This window comes from Sphingomonas sp. CCH5-D11, from assembly GCF_001557395.1.
In the GTDB taxonomy this organism is placed as follows: domain Bacteria; phylum Pseudomonadota; class Alphaproteobacteria; order Sphingomonadales; family Sphingomonadaceae; genus Sphingomonas.
On the sequence record NZ_LSKH01000018.1, the window covers coordinates 31,882 to 51,337 of the forward strand.

At 66.9% G+C, this 19,456-nt stretch carries 18 protein-coding genes, 1 tRNA gene and 1 pseudogene; 10 read left to right on the top strand and 10 right to left on the bottom strand.

The window, feature by feature from the left end:
* Positions 1 to 22: 22 nt before the first annotated feature.
* The 3 genes from AX702_RS01120 to AX702_RS01130 form a co-directional block, all read right to left on the bottom strand.
* Positions 23 to 979 carry a glycosyltransferase family 2 protein gene (locus tag AX702_RS01120; protein WP_066775260.1) on the bottom strand — a complete coding sequence of 319 codons (957 nt, stop codon included), beginning with the start codon at positions 977 to 979 and terminating at the stop codon, positions 23 to 25.
* A gap of 328 nt (positions 980 to 1,307) precedes the next feature.
* Positions 1,308 to 2,981, bottom strand: a complete 1,674-nt coding sequence (tig, locus tag AX702_RS01125; protein ID WP_066775262.1) for a trigger factor — start codon at positions 2,979 to 2,981, stop codon at positions 1,308 to 1,310.
* Positions 2,982 to 3,042: 61 nt separating this feature from the next.
* A tRNA-Leu gene (locus AX702_RS01130) sits at positions 3,043 to 3,127 on the bottom strand.
* Positions 3,128 to 3,400: 273 nt separating this feature from the next.
* Between AX702_RS01130 and AX702_RS01135 the strand changes: the two genes are divergently transcribed.
* Positions 3,401 to 3,643, top strand: coding sequence for a hypothetical protein (locus AX702_RS01135; protein WP_156455304.1), 243 nt, complete (start codon positions 3,401 to 3,403; stop codon positions 3,641 to 3,643).
* An 85-nt stretch (positions 3,644 to 3,728) separates the two neighbouring features.
* On the opposite strand, the gene AX702_RS01140 is transcribed toward AX702_RS01135, so the two are convergent.
* A complete protein-coding gene (locus AX702_RS01140; RefSeq protein ID WP_066775271.1) occupies positions 3,729 to 4,187 on the bottom strand; it encodes a response regulator in 459 nt (152 codons plus the stop codon).
* Positions 4,188 to 4,300: 113 nt separating this feature from the next.
* On the opposite strand from AX702_RS01140, the gene AX702_RS01145 reads away from it, so the two are divergent.
* Both AX702_RS01145 and rsmD read left to right on the top strand, forming a co-directional pair.
* Positions 4,301 to 5,371, top strand: coding sequence for a pseudouridine synthase (locus tag AX702_RS01145; protein WP_231731681.1), 1,071 nt, complete (start codon positions 4,301 to 4,303; stop codon positions 5,369 to 5,371).
* Positions 5,371 to 5,910, top strand: coding sequence for a 16S rRNA (guanine(966)-N(2))-methyltransferase RsmD (gene rsmD, locus AX702_RS01150; protein WP_066775273.1), 540 nt, complete (start codon positions 5,371 to 5,373; stop codon positions 5,908 to 5,910). The genes AX702_RS01145 and rsmD overlap by 1 nt, the downstream gene beginning before the upstream one ends.
* 40 nt (positions 5,911 to 5,950) lie before the next feature.
* Here the strand turns inward: rsmD and AX702_RS01155 are convergent, their stop codons facing one another.
* The 3 genes from AX702_RS01155 to AX702_RS01165 all read right to left on the bottom strand — a co-directional run bounded on the left by AX702_RS01155 (position 5,951) and on the right by AX702_RS01165 (position 8,264).
* The gene (locus AX702_RS01155; protein ID WP_066775276.1) at positions 5,951 to 7,261 is read right to left on the bottom strand and encodes an MFS transporter; all 1,311 of its coding nucleotides are present in this window, start codon (positions 7,259 to 7,261) and stop codon (positions 5,951 to 5,953) included.
* A gap of 143 nt (positions 7,262 to 7,404) precedes the next feature.
* Positions 7,405 to 7,806 carry a GFA family protein gene (locus AX702_RS01160; RefSeq protein ID WP_066775319.1) on the bottom strand — a complete coding sequence of 134 codons (402 nt, stop codon included), beginning with the start codon at positions 7,804 to 7,806 and terminating at the stop codon, positions 7,405 to 7,407.
* A gap of 62 nt (positions 7,807 to 7,868) precedes the next feature.
* On the bottom strand, positions 7,869 to 8,264 hold the full coding sequence (locus AX702_RS01165; protein WP_066775325.1) for a GFA family protein: 396 nt from the start codon (positions 8,262 to 8,264) through the stop codon (positions 7,869 to 7,871).
* 41 nt (positions 8,265 to 8,305) lie between these two features.
* Between AX702_RS01165 and AX702_RS01170 the strand changes: the two genes are divergently transcribed.
* From AX702_RS01170 to AX702_RS01185, 4 genes are all read left to right on the top strand, one after another.
* On the top strand, positions 8,306 to 10,624 hold the full coding sequence (locus AX702_RS01170) for an ATP-dependent helicase (protein ID WP_066775278.1): 2,319 nt from the start codon (positions 8,306 to 8,308) through the stop codon (positions 10,622 to 10,624).
* Positions 10,625 to 10,676: 52 nt separating this feature from the next.
* Positions 10,677 to 11,822 carry an aspartyl/asparaginyl beta-hydroxylase domain-containing protein gene (locus tag AX702_RS01175; protein WP_066775330.1) on the top strand — a complete coding sequence of 382 codons (1,146 nt, stop codon included), beginning with the start codon at positions 10,677 to 10,679 and terminating at the stop codon, positions 11,820 to 11,822.
* Between the two features lie 94 nt (positions 11,823 to 11,916).
* Positions 11,917 to 12,465: a glycine zipper 2TM domain-containing protein gene (locus tag AX702_RS01180; RefSeq protein WP_066775289.1), complete on the top strand. Its 549-nt coding sequence runs from the start codon at positions 11,917 to 11,919 to the stop codon at positions 12,463 to 12,465.
* The gene (locus tag AX702_RS01185; RefSeq protein ID WP_066775293.1) at positions 12,462 to 12,878 is read left to right on the top strand and encodes a cupin domain-containing protein; all 417 of its coding nucleotides are present in this window, start codon (positions 12,462 to 12,464) and stop codon (positions 12,876 to 12,878) included. The genes AX702_RS01180 and AX702_RS01185 overlap by 4 nt, the downstream gene beginning before the upstream one ends.
* On the opposite strand, the gene AX702_RS01190 is transcribed toward AX702_RS01185, so the two are convergent.
* Entirely contained in the window at positions 12,861 to 13,211 is a 351-nt protein-coding gene (locus tag AX702_RS01190; protein WP_066775295.1) for a hypothetical protein, read from the bottom strand. The two genes, AX702_RS01185 and AX702_RS01190, sit on opposite strands and share 18 nt — an antisense overlap.
* 133 nt (positions 13,212 to 13,344) lie before the next feature.
* Between AX702_RS01190 and AX702_RS01195 the strand changes: the two genes are divergently transcribed.
* Positions 13,345 to 14,457, top strand: coding sequence for a 2OG-Fe(II) oxygenase (locus AX702_RS01195; protein ID WP_066775297.1), 1,113 nt, complete (start codon positions 13,345 to 13,347; stop codon positions 14,455 to 14,457).
* 26 nt (positions 14,458 to 14,483) lie between these two features.
* On the opposite strand, the gene AX702_RS01200 is transcribed toward AX702_RS01195, so the two are convergent.
* A complete protein-coding gene (locus AX702_RS01200; protein ID WP_066775300.1) occupies positions 14,484 to 16,589 on the bottom strand; it encodes a prolyl oligopeptidase family serine peptidase in 2,106 nt (701 codons plus the stop codon).
* 232 nt (positions 16,590 to 16,821) lie between these two features.
* On the opposite strand from AX702_RS01200, the gene AX702_RS01205 reads away from it, so the two are divergent.
* Together AX702_RS01205 and AX702_RS01210 are read left to right on the top strand one after the other, a co-directional pair.
* Positions 16,822 to 18,216 (top strand): MFS transporter, encoded by a 1,395-nt coding sequence (locus AX702_RS01205; RefSeq protein ID WP_066775333.1) that lies wholly within the window; start codon positions 16,822 to 16,824, stop codon positions 18,214 to 18,216.
* Between the two features lie 69 nt (positions 18,217 to 18,285).
* A complete protein-coding gene (locus AX702_RS01210; RefSeq protein WP_066775303.1) occupies positions 18,286 to 19,110 on the top strand; it encodes an alpha/beta fold hydrolase in 825 nt (274 codons plus the stop codon).
* A 42-nt stretch (positions 19,111 to 19,152) separates the two neighbouring features.
* Here the strand turns inward: AX702_RS01210 and AX702_RS22320 are convergent.
* Positions 19,153 to 19,456, bottom strand: a pseudogene (locus AX702_RS22320) (HAD family hydrolase); the annotation flags it as partial.

The following is a 19,456-nucleotide window of genomic DNA, read 5'->3' on the forward strand; positions in this document are numbered from 1 at the left end:
CAATCAGCCGTGACCAGCGTCATCAGCCGCCAGGTGCACGATGCGCCAGATAAGCAAGGCGACGCACCTCACGACGACCGCGAACAACCGTATCGAGGATCAGCCCGGCAAAGGCACAAAGCGCCGCCAGGATCGTCAGCCCGGTCACTAGAATGGCGGTCGGGAAACGGGGAACAAGGCCGGTCTGCGCATAAGTGACCGCCAGCGGTATCGCGAGGATGATCGCAAGCGCCAGCAGCGCCGCGCCAAAGGCGCCAAAGAACCACAAGGGTCGTTCTATCCGGTACAGGGTCGCAATCGTGCCCAGGATGCGCCAGCCGTCCCGATAGGTGCTCAACTTGGACACCGATCCTTCTGGCCGCGCGAAATAGGGCGTTTCAATCTCAGCCACCGGCATCTTGAGCTCAAGCGCGTGGACCGAAATCTCGGTTTCGATCTCAAACCCGACCGACAGCACCGGGAAGCTCTTCACGAACCTCCGAGAGAACACGCGGTAACCCGTCAGAATATCGCTGAAACTCCGGCCGAACAGTCGTGTGAGCATGCCGGTGAGCATTGCATTGCCGAAGCGGTGTCCACGGCGATAAGCGGCCGCCGCCTCGCCGACCCGGCTCCCGACGACCATGTCCAGCTGCTCCTCGAGCATGCGCGCGACCAATTTCGGCGCGGAGGCCGCGTCATAGGTCGCATCCCCGTCCGCCATGACATAGATGTCCGCGTCGATGTCGGCGAACATCCGACGCACCACCGCGCCCTTGCCCTGGATGCGCTCGGTCCGCACGATCGCGCCCGCCTCGCGCGCCACCTCCACCGTTCGGTCGCTGGAGTTGTTGTCGTACACGTAGATCGCTGCGCCCGGCAGCGCCGCACGGAACCCTGCCACTGTGAGGCCGATCGCGGCATCTTCGTTGTAGCACGGCAGCAGGACAGCTATCACTGGCTGATTCAAGCGTAATTCCTTGCGTAATCGCTGCCGCATACTGCGTCACTGCGCCGCTCACCTGATAGCTCAAGGTTCTTGCGGAAGGATGGACGCCGGGCAAGCCTGCCGGGCAGGGCCAGGGAAGCACATGGCAGGACGATCATACGTCTGCCTGAGGCCAAACAGCACATCACCCCGGCTTCGATCCGGAGTCCCGCACCCGCCATATCGCGGAAGGTGGCGGGACCCCGGCGCAAAGCCGGGGTGATGAGAATAGGAACAGTCAATCGCCAGACCGTCGGTGCCGGGAACTGGAGACATCACGCGCTACGTTGTCGCATGTTTCTCCACGCCGCCGTGAACGGTCGACGGACCGGCCTTGCGGTTACGCCTCGGTTTTCGGCGCAGCCTTCTTGGCCGGTGCCTTCTTGGCAGGCTTGGCTTCCGCTTCGCCCTCAGCCGCTTCGTCCTGCGCGGCCGGCTTTGCGGCAGCCTTCTTCGCCGCCGGCTTCTTGGCCGGAGCCGCCGCGGCAGCTTCCTCGCCAGCGTCGGCAGGAGCATCAGCCGCCTTCTTCTTGGCCGCAGGCTTCTTGGCCGGCTTCACCTCGGCATCGTCCTCAGCTGCCACGTCGGCGGTAGCTTCCTCGGACTTCTTCTTGGCAGCAGCCTTCTTCTGCTTGGGCTTGTGGTTGTCGTGATCGTGGTGGTGCGTGCCGGTCGCGAAACCGTCCTCGCTCTCGATCGCGGCTTCCAGCTCCTCGCGGGTCGTCTCGCGCTCGGTCACGTCAGCCTTGTCGAACAGGAAGTCGACGACCTTGTCCTCGTACAGCGGCGCACGCAGCTGGGCAGCCGCCATCGGCTCCTGCTGGATGTACTGGATGAAGCGCTGCTGGTCCTCGCCGCGATACTGCTGCGCGGCCTGGGCGATCAGGCGGTTCATCTCCTGCTGCGTCACCTCGACGCCATTCGCCTGGCCGATCTCGCTCAGCAGCAGGCCGAGACGGACGCGGCGCTCGGCGATTTTGCGGTAATCGTCGCGCTCCTTCTCCATCTCTTCCATGGCCGCCTTGGGATCGGGCTCATGGGTCGCTTCATGCTCAAGCTGCGCCCAGATCTGCTGGAACTCGGCTTCGACCATCGACGGCGGGACTTCGAAATCATGGCCGGCGGCGAGCTGGTCGAGCAGCTTGCGCTTCATGTGCGTGCGGGTGAGATTGCCCAGCTCGCTCTCGACCTGGCTGCGGATCAGGCCACGCAGCTGTTCGAGGCTCTCCAACCCGAGGTTCTTTGCCAGATCCTCATCGACCTTGGCTTCGCCCGCGGTCTTCACCGACTTAATGGTGAGATCGAAAGTCGCGTCCTGGCCGGCCAGTTCCTTGGCCTGATATTCCTCAGGGAAGGTCACCTTGATCTGGCGCTCTTCGCCTGCCTTTGCTCCAACGACCTGATCCTCGAAGCCCGGGATCAGTCGACCCGAGCCGAGCTCCACGGCCATGTCGGTGCCCGTGCCGCCCTCAAAGGCGACACCGTCCATCGTCTTGCCGACGAAATCCATGGTGACGAGGTCACCGTTCTGGGCGGCATAGCCCTCGTCGGTCTCGTCCCAGCTCTTGGTCTGGTCAGCGAACTTCTGAAGCTGCTCGTCGATCACCTCGTCGGCGGCCGGGACGACCAGCTTCTCGAGCTTGAGACCTTCGATAGCGGGAGCAGGCACCTGCGGCAGCACCTCGACCTCGATCTTCAGCTCGGCATCCTTGCCCGGCTCATAGCCTTCGGTCAGCGCGACGGAGGGCTGAACGGCAGGACGAAGCTGCTTCTCGGCGAGCAGCGCCTGGATGCTTTCCTGAATCGACGTGTTGAGCGCGTCCTGCATCAGCGCCGGGCCGTGCATCTTGCGCACCAGGTTTGCAGGAACCTTGCCCGGGCGGAAGCCCGGCATCCGCACCTGCGGCGCGACGCGTGCCAGTTCGGCATCGACGCGGGACTCGATGTCCTTCGCGGGGATGGTCAGCGTGTAGGCGCGCTTCAGGCCCTCGTTCAACGTCTCGACAGTCTGCATCTTCGTGCCTTGAAAAGAATTTCGTGGATGGTGCCTATCCGCGGGCACGCCGCGGATAAACTGGTGCGGGCGAAGGGACTCGAACCCCCACATCTTGCGATACTGGAACCTAAATCCAGCGCGTCTACCAGTTCCGCCACGCCCGCATAAGGCACCGCCGGTCGCGGGCCTCTATACCGCGCAGCGCCTCCCCGCAAGCATTGGCAGCAACCGCGACGCACGATCGCGCGTTGGTGCGGCAGAAGAGGACAGATGACAATGGCTACCACGCCCCCGCCCGAACAGCCTGTGCCCCCAAGCCAGCCGGCACAGCCGACCGCACCGCCGCCCGAGGTCACGCCGCCCAACCCCGATTTCGATCAGCCTGCCCCTGCCACTCCCGGCACCGATCCGGCACCTACGCAGCCGAGCATATGACCATGACTGACCGACGTACCAGCGATCCGCACCCGGACAGCATGCCAGAGGACGAACCCGACACCTCTCCTGACAGCGCACCGGCCGCATGGGACGATGCGGCACGTACCGACATCGAGGGCCAGACCGCGGCACGGAACGACGCGGTGGACGACGGCGCCCCGGCGGAGCCGCATGACGCGCCGGCCCGCTTCAGCGAGCCGGATGGGCCTGAGGCTCCATCCGTCGATCCGCGCGTGAACTGATCCACGCGCGCAGCGCCGCGAAAACATCTGAGGTGCAGGTGCCGCGCGGTGATCGTCGCTTGCGAGACGCCGTACCTACGGAGCGTCAGCCGAACGCAGCAGTGTCGCCGGTGCTTTGGACGGGTGCAAACAGCCGAAAGCCATTGGGCAGCCGGCGCGGTGCCTTGCCGCTCCGCGTAGCCTCGACCGCACCGATCGCTCCCAGGAGATCGCGCGGCGCGTAAGGCTTGGACAAGCAGCCGACCGCCAGCGCCTCCGCGTCTCCGGGGCAGTTTCCCGTCACGAACATCACGGGTATCCCGAGCTGACCAGCGGCGCGCGCCACCTCGATCCCGCTGCCATCCGCAAGCGCCAGATCAGCCAGCACAAGATGAATGTCGCTCGCCGTGTTCAGGATCGCCACCGCGTCTGCGACCCGGTCGACCGTGGCGATTATCTCATAATCCTGTTCGCTCAGCAGATGCTCGGTATCGAACGCAACAAGCGGCTCGTCCTCCACCACGAGTAGCCGTACGATTGAACGCTTCTTTCTGCCGAAGATCATTCCCTGGACCTGTGAGTTTTACGACGGCGAACGCCTGATCAGATAACGCGCATCTGCTCGCTGCGACGCAAATAATTTCGCCGCGCGCGCACAACGGCTGTATCAGGTGCGGCATGTCGAGTTCTTCCCGCGCCGGATCGCCGCCCACTGCGCCCTTGCATCGTATCGCCAAGCTCCTCGCCCGCGCCGGGGTTGCCTCCCGCCGCGAGATCGAGCGCATGATCGCTGATGGTCGAGTCGCGCTTGGCGGCGTGCTGGTCGACACTCCTGCAACGCTTTTGCCTTCGCTGGATGGCGTCACCGTTGATGGCGCGCCCGTGGCGGCGCCTGAGCCTGCCCGGTTGTTTCTGTTCCATAAGCCCACGGGTGTGCTGACGACCGAGCGCGATCCCAAGGGGCGGGCGACGATCTATGATCGACTGCCCAAGGGCCTGCCGCGGCTGATGCCCGTCGGTCGGCTCGATCTGAATACCGAAGGCCTGTTGTTGATGACCACCGATGGCGGCCTGAAACGACAACTCGAGCTGCCCGCCACCGGCGTGGAGCGTGCCTATCGCGCCCGCGCCTATGGCAAGGTCAGTCAACCGCAGCTTGAGGAACTGATCCACGGTGTCGAGATCGAAGGGGTGAGGTACGGCTCGATCGACGCCAACATCGAGCGGCGCACCGGCGCGAACCTGTGGATCGAGCTGGTGCTGAAAGAAGGCAAGAACCGCGAGGTTCGCCGCGTGCTTGAACATCTCGGGCTGCAGGTCAGCCGGCTGATCCGTACGCGTTACGGCCCGTTCGTCCTGGGGGAGCTGGCGCCAGGCGAAATCGGCGAAGTGCGCCATCATGACGTCGAGGCGTTTCAGGCAGACCCGACCCGGCGTGAACTGCCGCAGCCGTCCCGGCGCCGCGGGGTTGCGCCCGTCGCTGTGGATGATGCTCGAGCGCCGGAGGTGCGCGCCAGTGTCGAGCCTCGCGCGCAGGCCAAGGCCCGGCCGGTCGCGTCCGACAAGAGCAAAGCCGGCGCGAAACCGGCCAAGGGCCCACAGCGCCGCGCGGACGGCACGCTGGCCGTGCGTGACAGCGGCGCGCGCACCGAGCGCACCCGGTCGTTCCGGCAGGATCGCAGCGACGAAGCGCCGCGCTCGCCGCGACCGCGTCCGACCCGGCCTACTAAACCGCGGGGCGCGCGCTGATGCGGATCGTTGCGGGACAATGGCGTGGGCGCCCGCTCGCGGCACCCCGGGGAGACGTGACCCGCCCTACCGCGGATCGTACCCGGGAGGCGCTGTTTTCCATGCTGACCAGCCGTCTCGGCAGCTTTGACGGCCTGGCAGTGGCAGACCTTTTTGCCGGATCCGGCGCGCTGGGCCTGGAGGCGTTGTCGCGCGGGGCTGCTTCGTGCCTGTTCGTCGAGCAGGATCGTGCGGCGCTGGATGCCCTTCGCGCCAACATCACGACCTTCGCCGCGCCCGGCGCTGATGTCCGCGCCGGAAGCGTTCTGGCGCTGGGGCCGGCGCGAGCGCCAATGGACCTGATCATGATGGACCCGCCCTACGGCACCGGCGCCGGCGCGGTCGCCCTCCACAAACTGGGTCGGCTTGGCTGGACGGGGCCGGCCACGTGGATCAGCATCGAAACCGCGCGTGACGAGCAGGTGACCGTAGACGGCTTTGTCGAGGATGCCACTCGTGTCTATGGCAAAGCCAGATTGACGTTGCTCCGCCTCGCATAGCGGCTCGCCACGACGATGTGACGGCCTGGCAGTGCCGCGCTCACGGCTGCACGACGATCGCATGCGCGCGGGGACGTGGCCGCGTCGCGACCAGCGCGACCAGGCTTAGCGCGGCCGCCACGCTGCCGTACCAGCCCACCGCCGCCAACCCGACATTCTCCGCCAGCGCCTGCGCGATCAGCGGGGTCAGGCCGCCGCCAAGCACGCCCGCAATGTTGAAGGCCATCGACGCCCCCGTGTAGCGAACACGCGGCGGGAACAGGCCCGGCAGCCAAGCGCCGAGCGGGCCATAGACGAAGCCCATCAGCAGCAAGGCGAGCGCGAGATAAGCGAATACCAGCAGAAGTGATCCCGACCCCAGCATGGGGCCGAGCAGCGGTCCTGCCAGAACCACGCCCACGCAGCCCCCGGCAAGCACGCGCCGCTCATCGAACCTGCTGTCCGCGAGCCAGGCCGAGCCATAGATGCCGACCGCCATGAACAGGATCGCGCCAAGCTGGACGAGCAGCATCGACTGCATGGAATAGCCGAGCGTTTTCGTGCCGTAGCCGAGCGCGAAGGCGGTCGTGATATAGTAGAGGGCGAAGCACGCGATCGCGCCGATCGTCCCGGCGATGGTGGCAATGCCATGATGGCGGACCAGTTCCGCAAACGGCACGGCAGGGGGCGGTGCTTCTTCCAGTGCGGCGGCAAACTCGGCCGTCTCGGTGAGCTTGAGCCGGATCCACAAACCCAGCCCAACCAACAGGGCACTGATCAGGAACGGGATGCGCCAGCCCCACTCGCGGAACTGATCCTGCGTCAACCACAATCCGAGCAGAAGGAACAGGCCGTTGGCAGCGATGAACCCGGCCGGGGCGCCCATCTGGGGCGCGCTGCCGAAGCGGGCACGCCAGCCCGGCGGCGCATTCTCCACCGCCAGCAGCGCCGCCCCGCCCCATTCTCCGCCAAGGCCGAACCCCTGCCCGAACCGCAGCAGGCACAGAATGAACGGTGCCCACCAGCCGGCATCGGCATAGGTCGGGAGAAAAGCGATCAGCGTGGTGGACAGCCCCATGGTGAGCAGGCTGGCGACGAGCGTTGACTTGCGGCCGATGCGATCCCCGAAATGGCCGAAAAAGGCGGCCCCGACCGGACGCGCGAAAAAGGCGACCGCCAGCGTGGCGAAGCTTGCCATCTGCTGCATGCCGGGCTCCGCCACCGGGAAGAAGATCTGCCCGAAGACGAGGCTTGCCGCGGTGGCGTAGATGTAAAAATCGTAGAATTCGACGCCTGTGCCGACGAAGCTCGCCAGCAGCACGCGGCGGGGGGAATTGGTGCTGGTCGCGGTCGTCGCAGTGGTCGTCGTCATGCCCCCCTCTCCCCTCGCCGCCAGCCCGCGTCAATATTGCCGTCCGCCGGCACTTGGGCGGCGCAAAGACAAACTTTCCACGCGCGCCGACGAAGAAGCGCGGGGACTGCCCGCCGGCAAACCGACCGGCAAAATTCTCGAAGTCAGTCCATACCGGGATAAGTTTGAAAAGCGGGAAGCTCAGTGATGCCGGCGGTCCAGCCGAGCCGATCCTTGACCATGATCTGCGCGCCCGGCGGCTGGCTTTCGGGGTCGTCGAGCGTTCCCGACTGGATGTCGATGATGCCCGGCAACGCTTCGGCATTGCGGTAGAACAGCCCCGTCCCGCAGCTGCCGCAAAACTCACGCGTGCCGTGCTGCGAGGAATGATAGGTAGCCGTGTCCCCGCTGACCGTCACGCGATCGGCCGGCCAGGCGATCCAGCCGACCAGCGGCGCGCCGGACCAGCGGCGGCAATCATCGCAATGGCAGATGGCATGATGTTCCGGCGGCCCTTCCGCCGACCAGCTGATCGCCCCGCAGTGGCATTTGCCCGTCGTCGCCATCGACTCCTCCTCCTGCTTCATGTTTCCGCTATGTTCTCATGAAGCCGCATCAACTGCAATGATCATTCTGGGAAGCGGCGATGCCCCGGGAGCAGATGGGCACGGGCGAGCCATTCAGGCGCATCGGCGAGCTGGATCCGCTCGGTCGGGACGTGTGCATCGGGATCGTCGAACGTGGCAGACTGAACGTCGACCAGCCCGGGAAACAGCGACTCGCTCTCGTAGAACAGGCCGGTCCCGCAACCAGCACAGAAGCGCCGCTCGACATCGTCCGAGGATCGATAGATCGTCGTGTCGCCCTGAACCGCCAGATCCTCCCGGCGCACCGATGCCCAGCCCACCGGAACGGCGCCGGCACAGCGCCGGCAGTCGCTGCAATGGCAAAGCGAGTGTCGGCTGACCTCACCGCTGATCACGTAACGCACCGCGCCGCAATGGCACCCTCCGCTGATCGTCACGTCGCTTGCTCCCACCGCCCTCGTTCCCTAACTGTTCGTGCGTGACCGATACCCAGCTTGCCGACCCTCCGTATCTTAGGGGCCTCAATCCGCAGCAGCGCGAAGCGGTGCTCACCACCGATGGGCCCGTGCTGGTGCTGGCCGGCGCCGGCACCGGCAAGACCGCGGCGCTGACCGCCCGGCTTGCCCATCTGCTCTATACCCGCCGCGCCTACCCCAGCGAAATCTTGTCCGTCACCTTCACCAACAAGGCCGCCCGCGAGATGCGCGAGCGGGTCGGGCGGCTGGTGGGCGATGCGGTCGAGGGCATGCCGTGGCTGGGCACATTCCACGCGATCGGCGCCAAGATGCTGCGCCGCCATGCCGAACTGGTCGGGCTGCAGAACAATTTCACCATTCTCGACACCGATGACCAGCTTCGCCTGCTGAAGCAGCTGATCGCCGCGGCCGATATTGACGAAAAGCGCTTTCCCGCGCGCAGCCTCGCCGGGCTGATCGACGAATGGAAGAACAAGGGGCTCACCCCGCGCGAGATCGATGCGGGGGAGAGCGAACGCTATGGCAATGGCCGCGGCGGTGAGCTGTACGAACAATATCAGGATCGCCTGCGCGCAGTGAACGCGTGCGACTTCGGCGACCTGCTGCTCCATGTCCTGACCATCCTGAAGACCAATCGCGAGGTGCTGGAGCAATATCAGCAGCGCTTCCGATACATCATGGTGGACGAGTACCAGGACACCAATTCCGTCCAGTATCTCTGGCTGAGGCTGCTGGCACAGGAACGGCGCAACATCTGCTGCGTGGGGGACGACGACCAGTCGATCTATTCCTGGCGCGGCGCGCAGGTGGAGAACATCCTCAAGTTCGAAAAGGATTTTCCCGGCGCCAAGGTGATCCGGCTGGAGCAGAATTACCGCTCCACGCCGCACATCCTGGGCGCGGCGGGCGGCGTGATCGGCAACAATTCGGGCCGGCTCGGCAAGCAGCTGTGGACCGAGCTGGACGTGGGCGAAAAGGTTCGCGTGATCGGCGTTTGGGACGGCCCGGAGGAGGCCCGGCGCGTTGGTGACGAGATCGAGGCCTGCCAGCGTGACTTCCGGGCCGAAGGCGACAAGTCGCTGGACGATGTTGCCATCCTGGTCCGCGCGCAGCACCAGACGCGCGAGTTCGAAGATCGCTTCATCGCCATCGGCATGCCCTATCGCATCGTTGGCGGCTTCCGCTTCTACGAGCGGCAGGAAATCCGCGACGCGCTCGCCTATCTCCGCATCGTCAACCAGCCGGCCGACGACCTTGCCTTCGAGCGGATCGTCAACACGCCCAAGCGCGGCCTTGGCGACAAGGCGATCGCCAAGCTGCACCAGCTCGCCCGCGCCCAGAACCTGCCGCTGAGCCTGGCCGCCGCACGCATCCTGGACACCGACGAGCTGACGCCGCAGGCGCGCCGTGCGCTGGGCAATTTCATCGGCGACATTGCCCGATGGCGCGACATGGCGCGCGACCTGCCGCATGCCGAGCTGGCGCGGCAGATCCTGGATGAATCGGGCTATACCGCCATGTGGCAGGCGGAGAAATCCGCCGAGGCGGCAGGGCGACTGGAGAATCTGAACGAACTGGTCCGCGCCATGGAGGAATATGAGAGCCTCGGCGCCTTCCTGGAGCATGTCAGCCTCGTCATGGACAATGAGGGCGCGCGCGAGGACCCGAAGGTGACGATCATGACGATCCACGCCGCCAAGGGCCTGGAGTTCGACACGGTGTTCCTCGCCGGGTGGGAGGAAGGGCTGTTCCCGTCGCAACGCGCGCTGGACGAAGGCGGCACACGCAGCCTGGAGGAGGAGCGGCGCCTGGCCTATGTCGCGATCACCCGTGCGCGCCGGCTGGCCGTGATCCTGCACGCCGCCAACCGCCGCATCTATGGGCAGTGGACCAGTTCCATCCCCTCGCGCTTCGTTGGCGAACTGCCGCCCGATCATGTGGAAAGCGAAACCACCATGAGCGGGGGCGAAAGCCTGTGGCGCGCCAATTGGTCCGAGCGGGCCGATCCCTTCGCCGATGTCGGGCGCGGCACCGGGCGTGGGCCGGGGTGGCAGCGGGCGGCGGGCACGCTGGGCGGCAAGCCGGGCGGAGAATGGCAAAGCCGCACCTTCAACCGCGAGCCGACGCGCGTGGTGGAAAGCCGCGCGCCTTCCGTCAGCCTCGGCAACAAGGGCCGGTCCGACCTGTCCGTCGGGCAGCGGGTGTTCCACCAGAAGTTCGGCTATGGCACGATCGAAAGCATCGAAGGCAACAAGCTCGAGATCGAATTCGAGAAGGCCGGGCACAAGCGCGTGATGGACAGTTTCGTCACCCTGCCGTGACGCTGGCCTGCTTTACGCGCCGGGGTGGAGCCGCGATAGAAGCGGCATGACCATGACCCGCGCCGAAGCCGAACACCTCGCCAGACAGGGTGTGGAGGCGTTGCGGCGCGGCGATGGCGCAGAGGCGCGGGCGAACTTCGACCAAATCATCGCGGCGCGCCCGGCGGACTTTCCCCTGCCCTGGTTGGCTTTGGCGCAGGCGTGCCGGTTGAGCGGGGACGCAGCTGCCGAGACTGCGGCGCTGCAGGCGCAATTGCGCGAACAGCCGCGTCATATTGCCGCCCTCCTGCTGATGGGCGATCGCAAGCGGCAGGACGGCGACGATCGCGCCGCCGCGAACTTCTACACCGCCGCGCTCAACCAGGCGGCCGTGACACGCGACGTGCCGCCCGCGCTCCACCCGCTGCTGCGGCAGGCGGAGGCGTTCAAGCAGGAGGCGAACGCGCGCTTCACCGGCCATGTCGAGGGCGCGATCACCGGCCCGCAGCCGCCGCGGGTCGCGCAATCGATCGAGCTGCTGCTCGGCCGGCGCGAATTGTACCTGCAACAGCCGAGCATGTTCTATTTCGAAGGGCTGCCGCAGCGCGCCTTTTACGCGCGCGACGAGTTCGCCTGGGTGGCGGAACTGGAAGCGGCCACCCCGGCGATCCGGGCCGAGCTGGAGGCCGCGACGGAGGGTTTCGCGCCTTATGTGGAGGGCAATGCCGATCGCCCGCTGCCGAACAATCCGCTGCTCGACGATCCGGCGTGGAGCGCGCTTCATCTGTGGCGCGGCGGCGAGGTGGTGGAGGCGAACGCGTCGCGCTTCCCGGCGACCATGGCGGCGCTGGCGAAGCTGCCGATCCCGCGCATTGCCGGGCGGTCGCCGATGGCGCTGTTCTCGCGATTGACGCCGGGCGCGCACATCCAGCCGCATCACGGCCTGCTCAACACGCGCCTGATCTGCCACCTGCCGATCATCGCGCCGCCCGGATGCGGGCTGCGCGTCGGCGCGGACGTGCACCAATGGCGCGAGGGCGAACTGGTCATCTTCGACGATTCCTTTGAACACGAAGCGTGGAACCGGGGCAGCGAAACACGCACGGTGCTGCTGTTCGAGATCTGGAAACCGGAGATCGACGTGGCGGAGCGCGGCGCGCTGACCCGCCTGTTCGAGGCCATCGATGCTTATGGCGCACCGATGCAGGACCAAGGCTGATCGTCCGTCCGGGGCGCGAGGTTCGTTCAGGAACGATATGGCCGGGCGGCCGTATCCTGCTGCGGCCCATTGTGGGCGTGGAGAGAAACGTCACATGCTTACCCGTCGCATCGCGATCGCCATCGGCGCAGCGGCCGTCGCCATCGGCACGCCCGCCGTCGCCCAGTCCAGCGCAGACGATGCGCGTTTCCGCGCGGCGCAGGAACGGTTCGAGCGCGAGTTGCAGATCTTCCGCAGCGAATTTGACCGCTATCAGTCGGTGCGCCGGGTGCCGGGTTCCGGCTATCGCGATCCGCGCTGGGACGATGGTCGCGGCGCGCCGCCGCCCGTCTCGCGCTATGACGACGAGGAATGGCGCGACGAGGGGGATTATGATCCCACCCGCTATTACCGCTCCGGCACGCAATATCAGGAGCGTGCGCTGGCCCCCACCGATCGCGTCTATTCCGGCTCCGACGGGCGCTATTACTGCCGCCGCTCCGACGGCACGACGGGCCTCATCGTCGGCGGCGCGCTGGGCGGCGTCCTGGGCAATGTGATCGACGGCGGGCGCAGCCGGATCGTCGGAACGCTGTTCGGCGGCGCGGCTGGCGCGCTGGCGGGGCGGGCCGTGGACCAGAACAGCCAGGTCCGCTGCCGGTGAGCGAGGCGGCCGCCCTGATTGCGCGCCATCGCCTGGCGCCGCATCCCGAGGGCGGCCATTATCGCGAGACGGTGCGCCTGCCAGCGCCGGCGGGAGAACGATCGCCGATGACCGCGATCCTGTTCCTGCTCGATGTTGGCGAGCGGTCGCACTGGCACCGGGTGGATGCGGCGGAGCTGTGGCTGTGGCACGCCGGCAGCCCGCTGCTGCTGCATGTGGAGGGGGAAGGCGCGATCACCACGCACCGGCTGGGGCCAGACGCGCCGCAGGTGCTGGTGCCCGCGCACGCCTGGCAGGCAGCCGAGGCGGCGGCCGGCTGGGCGCTGGTCAGCTGCATCGTGACGCCGGGGTTCGACTTTGCCGGGTTCGAGCTTGCGCCGCCCGGCTGGTCGCCCTCAGCCCTCGATGGTTAGCAGCGTAACGCCTTCGTAGCGCTCTTCGGCCGGGTTGAAGAGCTCGCTGCGCGTGAAGCGGCGCGGGGTGACCCGCATGCCGCTGAGGCCAGCGATCTTGAACGCGCCGATCTTCGGCTCTCGCGGGGGCTTGCCGTCACGCTCCAGCGTCAGCGCGTCGAGGTAGAACTCGCCGTGCTTGGTGTAGACGATGTGCGGGGCCAGCGTGACCGTGCCGCGATTATAGGTCGCGGCGATCGCCTGTTGCTTCACGATCGCTTCGAAAACGGTCGGCATGCTGACGGGCGGCGTTGCTGGTGCGGCGACCCGATCTTCATCGGTGTTCAGCTTCATGCTCACCGGCAATATCCATGCTGTTGCAGTGCAGCAATAACCGTTTTCTGCAACGGTGCGTTCCCACTTTGCATCCGTAAACCTACGTAGCAAAACGAATCGCGCCGTGCCTGGCGGAATGATAGCGTTCCTTATGCCCCATCTGCTGCTCCCGGGCGACCAAGCGCCCTGGTTTCATGCCCCGGCGTTGTCCGGCAACCCGCGCTACGCCTTTGACACCGCCGCCGGCCGCCCGATCCTGATGCTGTTCGCCGGCCGCGCCGCTCATCCCGCGATCGCCCCGGCGCTCCAGCTGCTGGCGGAGAACCGGGCGCTGTTCGATGATCGGGGGGCGAGCTTCTTCGGCGTATCGACCGATCCCGCCGATGCGACGCAGGGCGTGGTGCGGCAGGAACTGCCCGGCATCCGCTGGTTCCTGGATCATGACGCGGCCGTGTCGCGCCTGTACGGGGCGTGCGACGAGGCGGAGGGCCCGGCCAAGTACCGGCCGCACTGGCTGCTGCTGGACAGCACCTTGCGCGTGCTGGACCGGTTTCCGCTCAACGCCGGCGACCAGGCGATTGCGGCATTGCAGACGCAGATAGCGGCGCCGGAGATCTATCCCGCCGCGCCGGTGCTGATCGTGCCGCGCGTGTTCGAGCCGGCGCTGTGCCGGCGACTGATCGAGCTTTACGAGGCCAATGGCGGTGAGGAGTCGGGCTTCATGCGCGAGGAAAACGGCCTGACGGTCGGGCGTATCGATCATAGCCACAAGCGCCGGTCAGATTACCATATCGAGGATGATGCCCTGCGCGAACAGCTGCGCGCCCGCCTCGCCCGTTTCCTGATCCCGCAGATCAAGCGCGCGCTCGGCTGGGAAGCGACACGGATCGAGCGGTGGCTGGTCGCCTGCTATGACGGCGACAATGGCGGCGGGCATTTCCGCGCGCATCGCGACAATACGACCAAGGGAACGGCGCATCGCAAGTTCGCCTGCACGATCAACCTGAACGCCGGCGACTATGACGGGGGTGATCTCTGCTTTCCCGAATATGGCCCGCAGACCTATCGCGCGCCGACCGGCGGGGCGGTGATCTTCTCCTGCTCGCTGCTGCACGAGGCGAAGACCGTCACTCGCGGCAAGCGATATGCGTTCCTGCCGTTCCTCTATGACGAGGAAGGCGCCAGGCTGCGCGCAGCCAACCAGCGTTATCTGGCGCCGGAATCCACCAGCCACCCGGCCGCTGCCGCGGATGCGCCCGACTGATCATCAGGCCGGCGCGCCGGGCGGCCTTACGGGGCGCCGGGCCCGATCAGCTTCTGCGCGAAATACACCGTCTGCAACGCCTGCAGCCGCGCGCCCTGGGCGATATCGGCATCGCCGGAATGGCCGCCGGCCGTATCCTCATAGAAGAGGTACGGCAGGCCATATTCCTTCATCCGTGCCGCGAACTTGCGCGCATGTTGCGGGCCGACGCGATCGTCCTTAGTGGTCGTCCAGATGTACGGCTCCGGATAACGGCCATTCTTCCGGAGCGCATGATAGGGCGACATGCTGGCGAGAAAGGCGCGCTCCTCCGGCACGGAAACGGAGCCATATTCGTCCACCCACGACGCGCCGGCGGCGATGCCTTCGTAGCGCAGCATGTCGAGCAGCGGCACCTGGATCGTCACCGCGCCCCAGAGTTCGGGGTGCTGAGTGAGCTCCACCCCCATCAGCAGACCGCCGTTGGAGCCGCCATAGATGCCAAGCTTCTCCGCGCTGGTGATGCGGCGCGCGAACAGATCCCGGGCGATGCCGGCGAAATCGTCGAACACCAGCTGGCGCTTCGTCTTGCGGCCCGCCTCATGCCATTTCGGCCCGAACTCGCCGCCGCCGCGAATGTTGGCCAGTACGAAGGCGCCGCCCCGCTCCAGCCACAGCTTGCCCGTGATGCCGGAATAATAAGGCGTATTCGAAATCTCGAAGCCACCGTAGGCCGTCATCAGCGTGGGCGTGCTCCCATCCTTGGGCGCTCCGTCGCGGTGAACGAGGAAATAGGGCACCATGGTACCATCCGACGAGCGCGCCTCGAACTGCTCCACGACGAGGCCGCTGGCATCAAACCGCGCAGGTGAGGATTTCACGGCCACCGGCGCCGCCGTGCTCGACGCGTCGAATGCCATCAGCCGGGTCGGCGTGGTGAAGCCTGAAATCGTGAGATAGCCGCGATCGCCGCCATGTTCGGCCGTCACCAGATCGACCGACAGATTGTCGGGCAGATCAAGCGCACGGCTCTTCCAGCCCTCGCCCGAGGGCGTGAACACCATCGCCCGGCCGCGTACGTTGTCGTAAACGGACGCGATCACCGCGGAATCGGTGACGGCCACATTGCCTCGGTCCACCGACTGACGTGGCCCGGGCGCGAAGATCGTAACGAGGTCGCCGCGCCCTTCGAGTGCATCCTTGAGCGGCAGCGAGGCCAGCGCGCCTTCCGGCACCTTGCGCCATGTTTCGCTGGTGCGAACGACCAGCTGGCCGCTCACCAGCCCGTTCACCTCCACCTTGCCGGGCAACGGCACCTTCACCGCCCTGGTGCCGTCCCAGAGCAGGATGTCCGAGGTGAAGAAGGTCTTTGCGCGGGTGATCACGATCGCACGATTGCCCAGTGCGTCCCGCTCCACCGAAGGCCAGGTGCCGATATCGTCGGGCGTGCCGCGATGGATCTCCTGCGCGGAGGCGAGCGGCTGGCCGCGCTTCAGGATCTTCACGACGAAGGGATAGCCGGACTTGGTGAGCGTGCCCTCGCCCCAGTCGCGCGAGACGATCAGCGTGTCGGCATCGATCCAGTCGGCGTTCTGCTTGGACGCGGGCAGATCAAACCCGCCCTTCACGAACGTGCCGGTCTGGAGATCGAATTCGCGCAGGCTGGTCGCATCCTCCCCGCCTTCGCTCAAGGCGACAAGGCAGCGGCGCTCGTCCGGTTCCAGGCAGGTGACGCCCTTCCACACCCATTTGCGCCCTTCCGCCTGGGAAAGCGCATCAAGGTCGATCAGCGTCGTCCATTCGGGATTGGCGCTGGCGAAATCGGCCGCACTGGTCACCCGCCAGATGCCCTGCGGGTGCGCCTTGTCCCGCCACAGGTTGAAGACGCGCCCGTTGATGATCTGCGGCATGGGAATGCGATCTTCGGCGGAGGCGATCTCCAGCGCCTCGGCGTAGAAGGTCGGATAGCGCGGGTCCGCCTCCAGCCGCGCCAGCGTGCGCTTGTTTTCGGTTTCTACCCAGGCGAGCGGCTTGGCGCCCTCCCGATCTTCGAGCCAGATATGGGGATCATCAGTCACGGCCGCGGTTTGGGCGATCCCGCCCGAGGTCGCAAGCACCGCCAATCCCACAGCCGCCAACCACCGATGCTTCATGTGTCGCTCCCCCGTTATCAGGCATCCTCCATGCCGGGCGCGCCGACCGGCCGCAATGTGCCGGAACTGTTTCGGATCATCCCGCCCCTTGCGACGTTTGCCCGCCAGTCACCGCTCGTTCACGCCGTGCGGCTCGGGAGGATGAATTGCACCCGCCACAACAATCGACCGCGGGCCATCGGGATGACAGCGGCGCTTGCCCGCCCGGCCAGCTTCCGTAATGCAGGCCGCGATGTCGGATGGCCTGCCCCTTCCCCGCCGCCTCTTTGCGATAGCCTCGCTGGGAAGCGGCTCCGCGCTGGTCATCATCGACGGCGGCATCGCCAATGTCGCGCTGCCCACCATCGCGCACGACCTGGGCGTCGCGCCCAGTTCGGTGGTGTCGATCGTCACCGTCTATCAGGTGATGCTGGTCATGCTTCTCCTGCCGTTCGCCGGGCTGGGTGAGCGGATCGGGCTGAAGCGCACCTATCAGGCGGGGCAGGTGATTTTCGCGGTCGCGACTTTGCTCTGCTTTTTCGCCAAGAGCCTGCCGTTCCTGCTGATCGTGCGGGCGGTACAGGCGATCGGGGCAGCGGGGGTGCTGAGCGTCTCATCCGCGCTGATCCGCCAGACCTATCCGGCGAGCCAGCTTGGCCGCGGGCTCGGCATCAATTCGGTGATCGTCACCAGCTCCGCCGCGGCCGCGCCGACGATCGGCGGGCTGGTGCTGGCGGTGGCGCCCTGGCCTTGGGTATTCGCCAGTTCGCTGCCCTTTGCCGTCATCAGCATCGCGCTCGGTCGCTCCCTGCCCGATCCCAAGCCGGGCCTCGCGCACCTCGATCTTATCGGCGCGATCATGTGCGCTGGCATGTTCGGCCTCACCATCGGCGGGGCGGAAAGCCTGGTTCATGGCGACAGCCCGGTGGTGAGCCTTGCCATCATCGCGACAGGCGCGGCGCTCGGCTGGTTCTTCGTCCGGCGCGAAATGGGCGCCCCTGCCCCGATCCTGCCCGTCGATCTTCTCGCGCGGCCGATCATCGCGCTGTCGGCGGTGGGCAGCCTGACGGCGTTCACCGCCTCCATGACCCTGCTGGTTTCCACCCCCTTCCGCCTGTCGGCTCTCGGCTTCACCGCGACCCAGATCGGCGCGTGCATCGCGCCCTGGCCGCTCACCAACATGATCGTGGCGCCGCTGTCCGGCTTTCTTTCGGATCGCGTGCCGGCCGGCATTCTGGGCGGCATCGGCATGGCGGTGACGCTGGTGGCGCTGACGCTGCTCGCCACCTTGCCGGCGGATCCGAGCTATTTCGACGTGGCCTGGCGCATGGCGCTGTGCGGCTCGGGCTTCGGCCTGTACCTGCCGCCCAATGCCCGGCTGGTCGTCGGCTCCGCCCCGAAAGCGCGGGCGGCGGCAGCGGGCGGCCTCGTCTCCACCGTCCGGCTCACCGGGCAGACGACCGGCGCAACGCTGGCGGCGGCCCTGCTCGCCGCCGGGGTCGGCGCTGGCGCGGTGCCGTCGATGGTCGCCGCCGGCCTCGCACTGATCGCCGGCCTGTGCAGCATCGCCCGGCTGCGGCCGTCGATCCGAAGGCCAACGATGACCGAAGTGCGGGACGACGTGCCCACGCTGCGGCAAACGCGTTAGGCGGCGGCCCGGGCACGGAACGCGGCCTTGCCGCTACCGTTCTTCCAGTCTCACCGACCGGAGTTGAACATGCCCTACGTCAAGACGCGCGATGGTGCCGATCTGTTTGTGAAGGATTGGGGCGAGGGTCGACCCGTCGTGCTGATCCACGGCTGGCCGCTCTCCGCCGACAGCTGGGATCCGCAGGCCCTGGCGCTGGCCGAGGCGGGCTATCGCGTGATCGCCTATGACCGGCGCGGCTTCGGACGGTCCAGTCAGCCATGGAACGGCTATGACTATGATTCGCTGACCGACGATCTGGCGGAAGTGATGAAGGCCGCCGGGGTGGAGCAGGACGCAACGCTCGTCGGCTTCTCCATGGGGGGCGGCGAAGTGGCGCGTTACATGAGCCGCCATGACGGCCGCGGCGTCAACGCGGCGGTGCTGATCGGCTCGGTCGTGCCGGGCCTGCTGAAATCGGAGGAGAACCCGCATGGCGCGCCGGAGGCGGACCTGCTGCAGATCGGCGAAGGCATCCGGCACGACCGCGCCGACTTCTTCCGCAGCTTCTTCAAGGACTTCTTCGGCGTCGGCTATGTTACCAGCCCGGTGAGCGAGGCGACGCTCGACTGGGCATGGCGGCTGGCGATGCAGGCGTCACTGCGTTCCACGCTGGAATGCGCACGCAGCTTCAGCTTCACCAATTTCCGACCCGACCTGCCGGCGTTCCGCGTGCCGACGCTGGTGATCCACGGGACGGGCGACAAGACAGTGCCGATCGACGCCACCGGCCGCGCCGCTGCCAGCGCGATCGGCATGAGCCAGCTGGTGGAATATGACGGCGCGCCGCACGGGCTGTTCGCCACCGAAAGCGACCGGCTGACCAAGGATCTGCTGACGTTCCTCAGCCGATAGCAAGGGCTCGGGCGCGGCGCTTCCTGCCGCGCCCGGCCAGGGTTAGCGCGCGCGTATCCGGTGCTGCGCCATGGCGGCGTAATCCGCCTGGCATGCGTCGGCGACCTCAGCGAGCGCTGGCGGCAACGCCTCGGGTTCCGGCTCGGGCGGGCCGAAGCCGCTGGATGCCTCGACCCGGCCATACCAATGCGCGGCCCAGACGCCGTCGTCCACGTGGCGCCCCGGCGCCCAGGACAGCATCGCTTCATCCCACGGGATGCCGAGCGCCCCGCAGAGGGCAGACAGCGTGCCGGCGGGATCACGCAGCACGTCCGCCGAATCGATCACCGGCGGCGCGGTGCCGAGC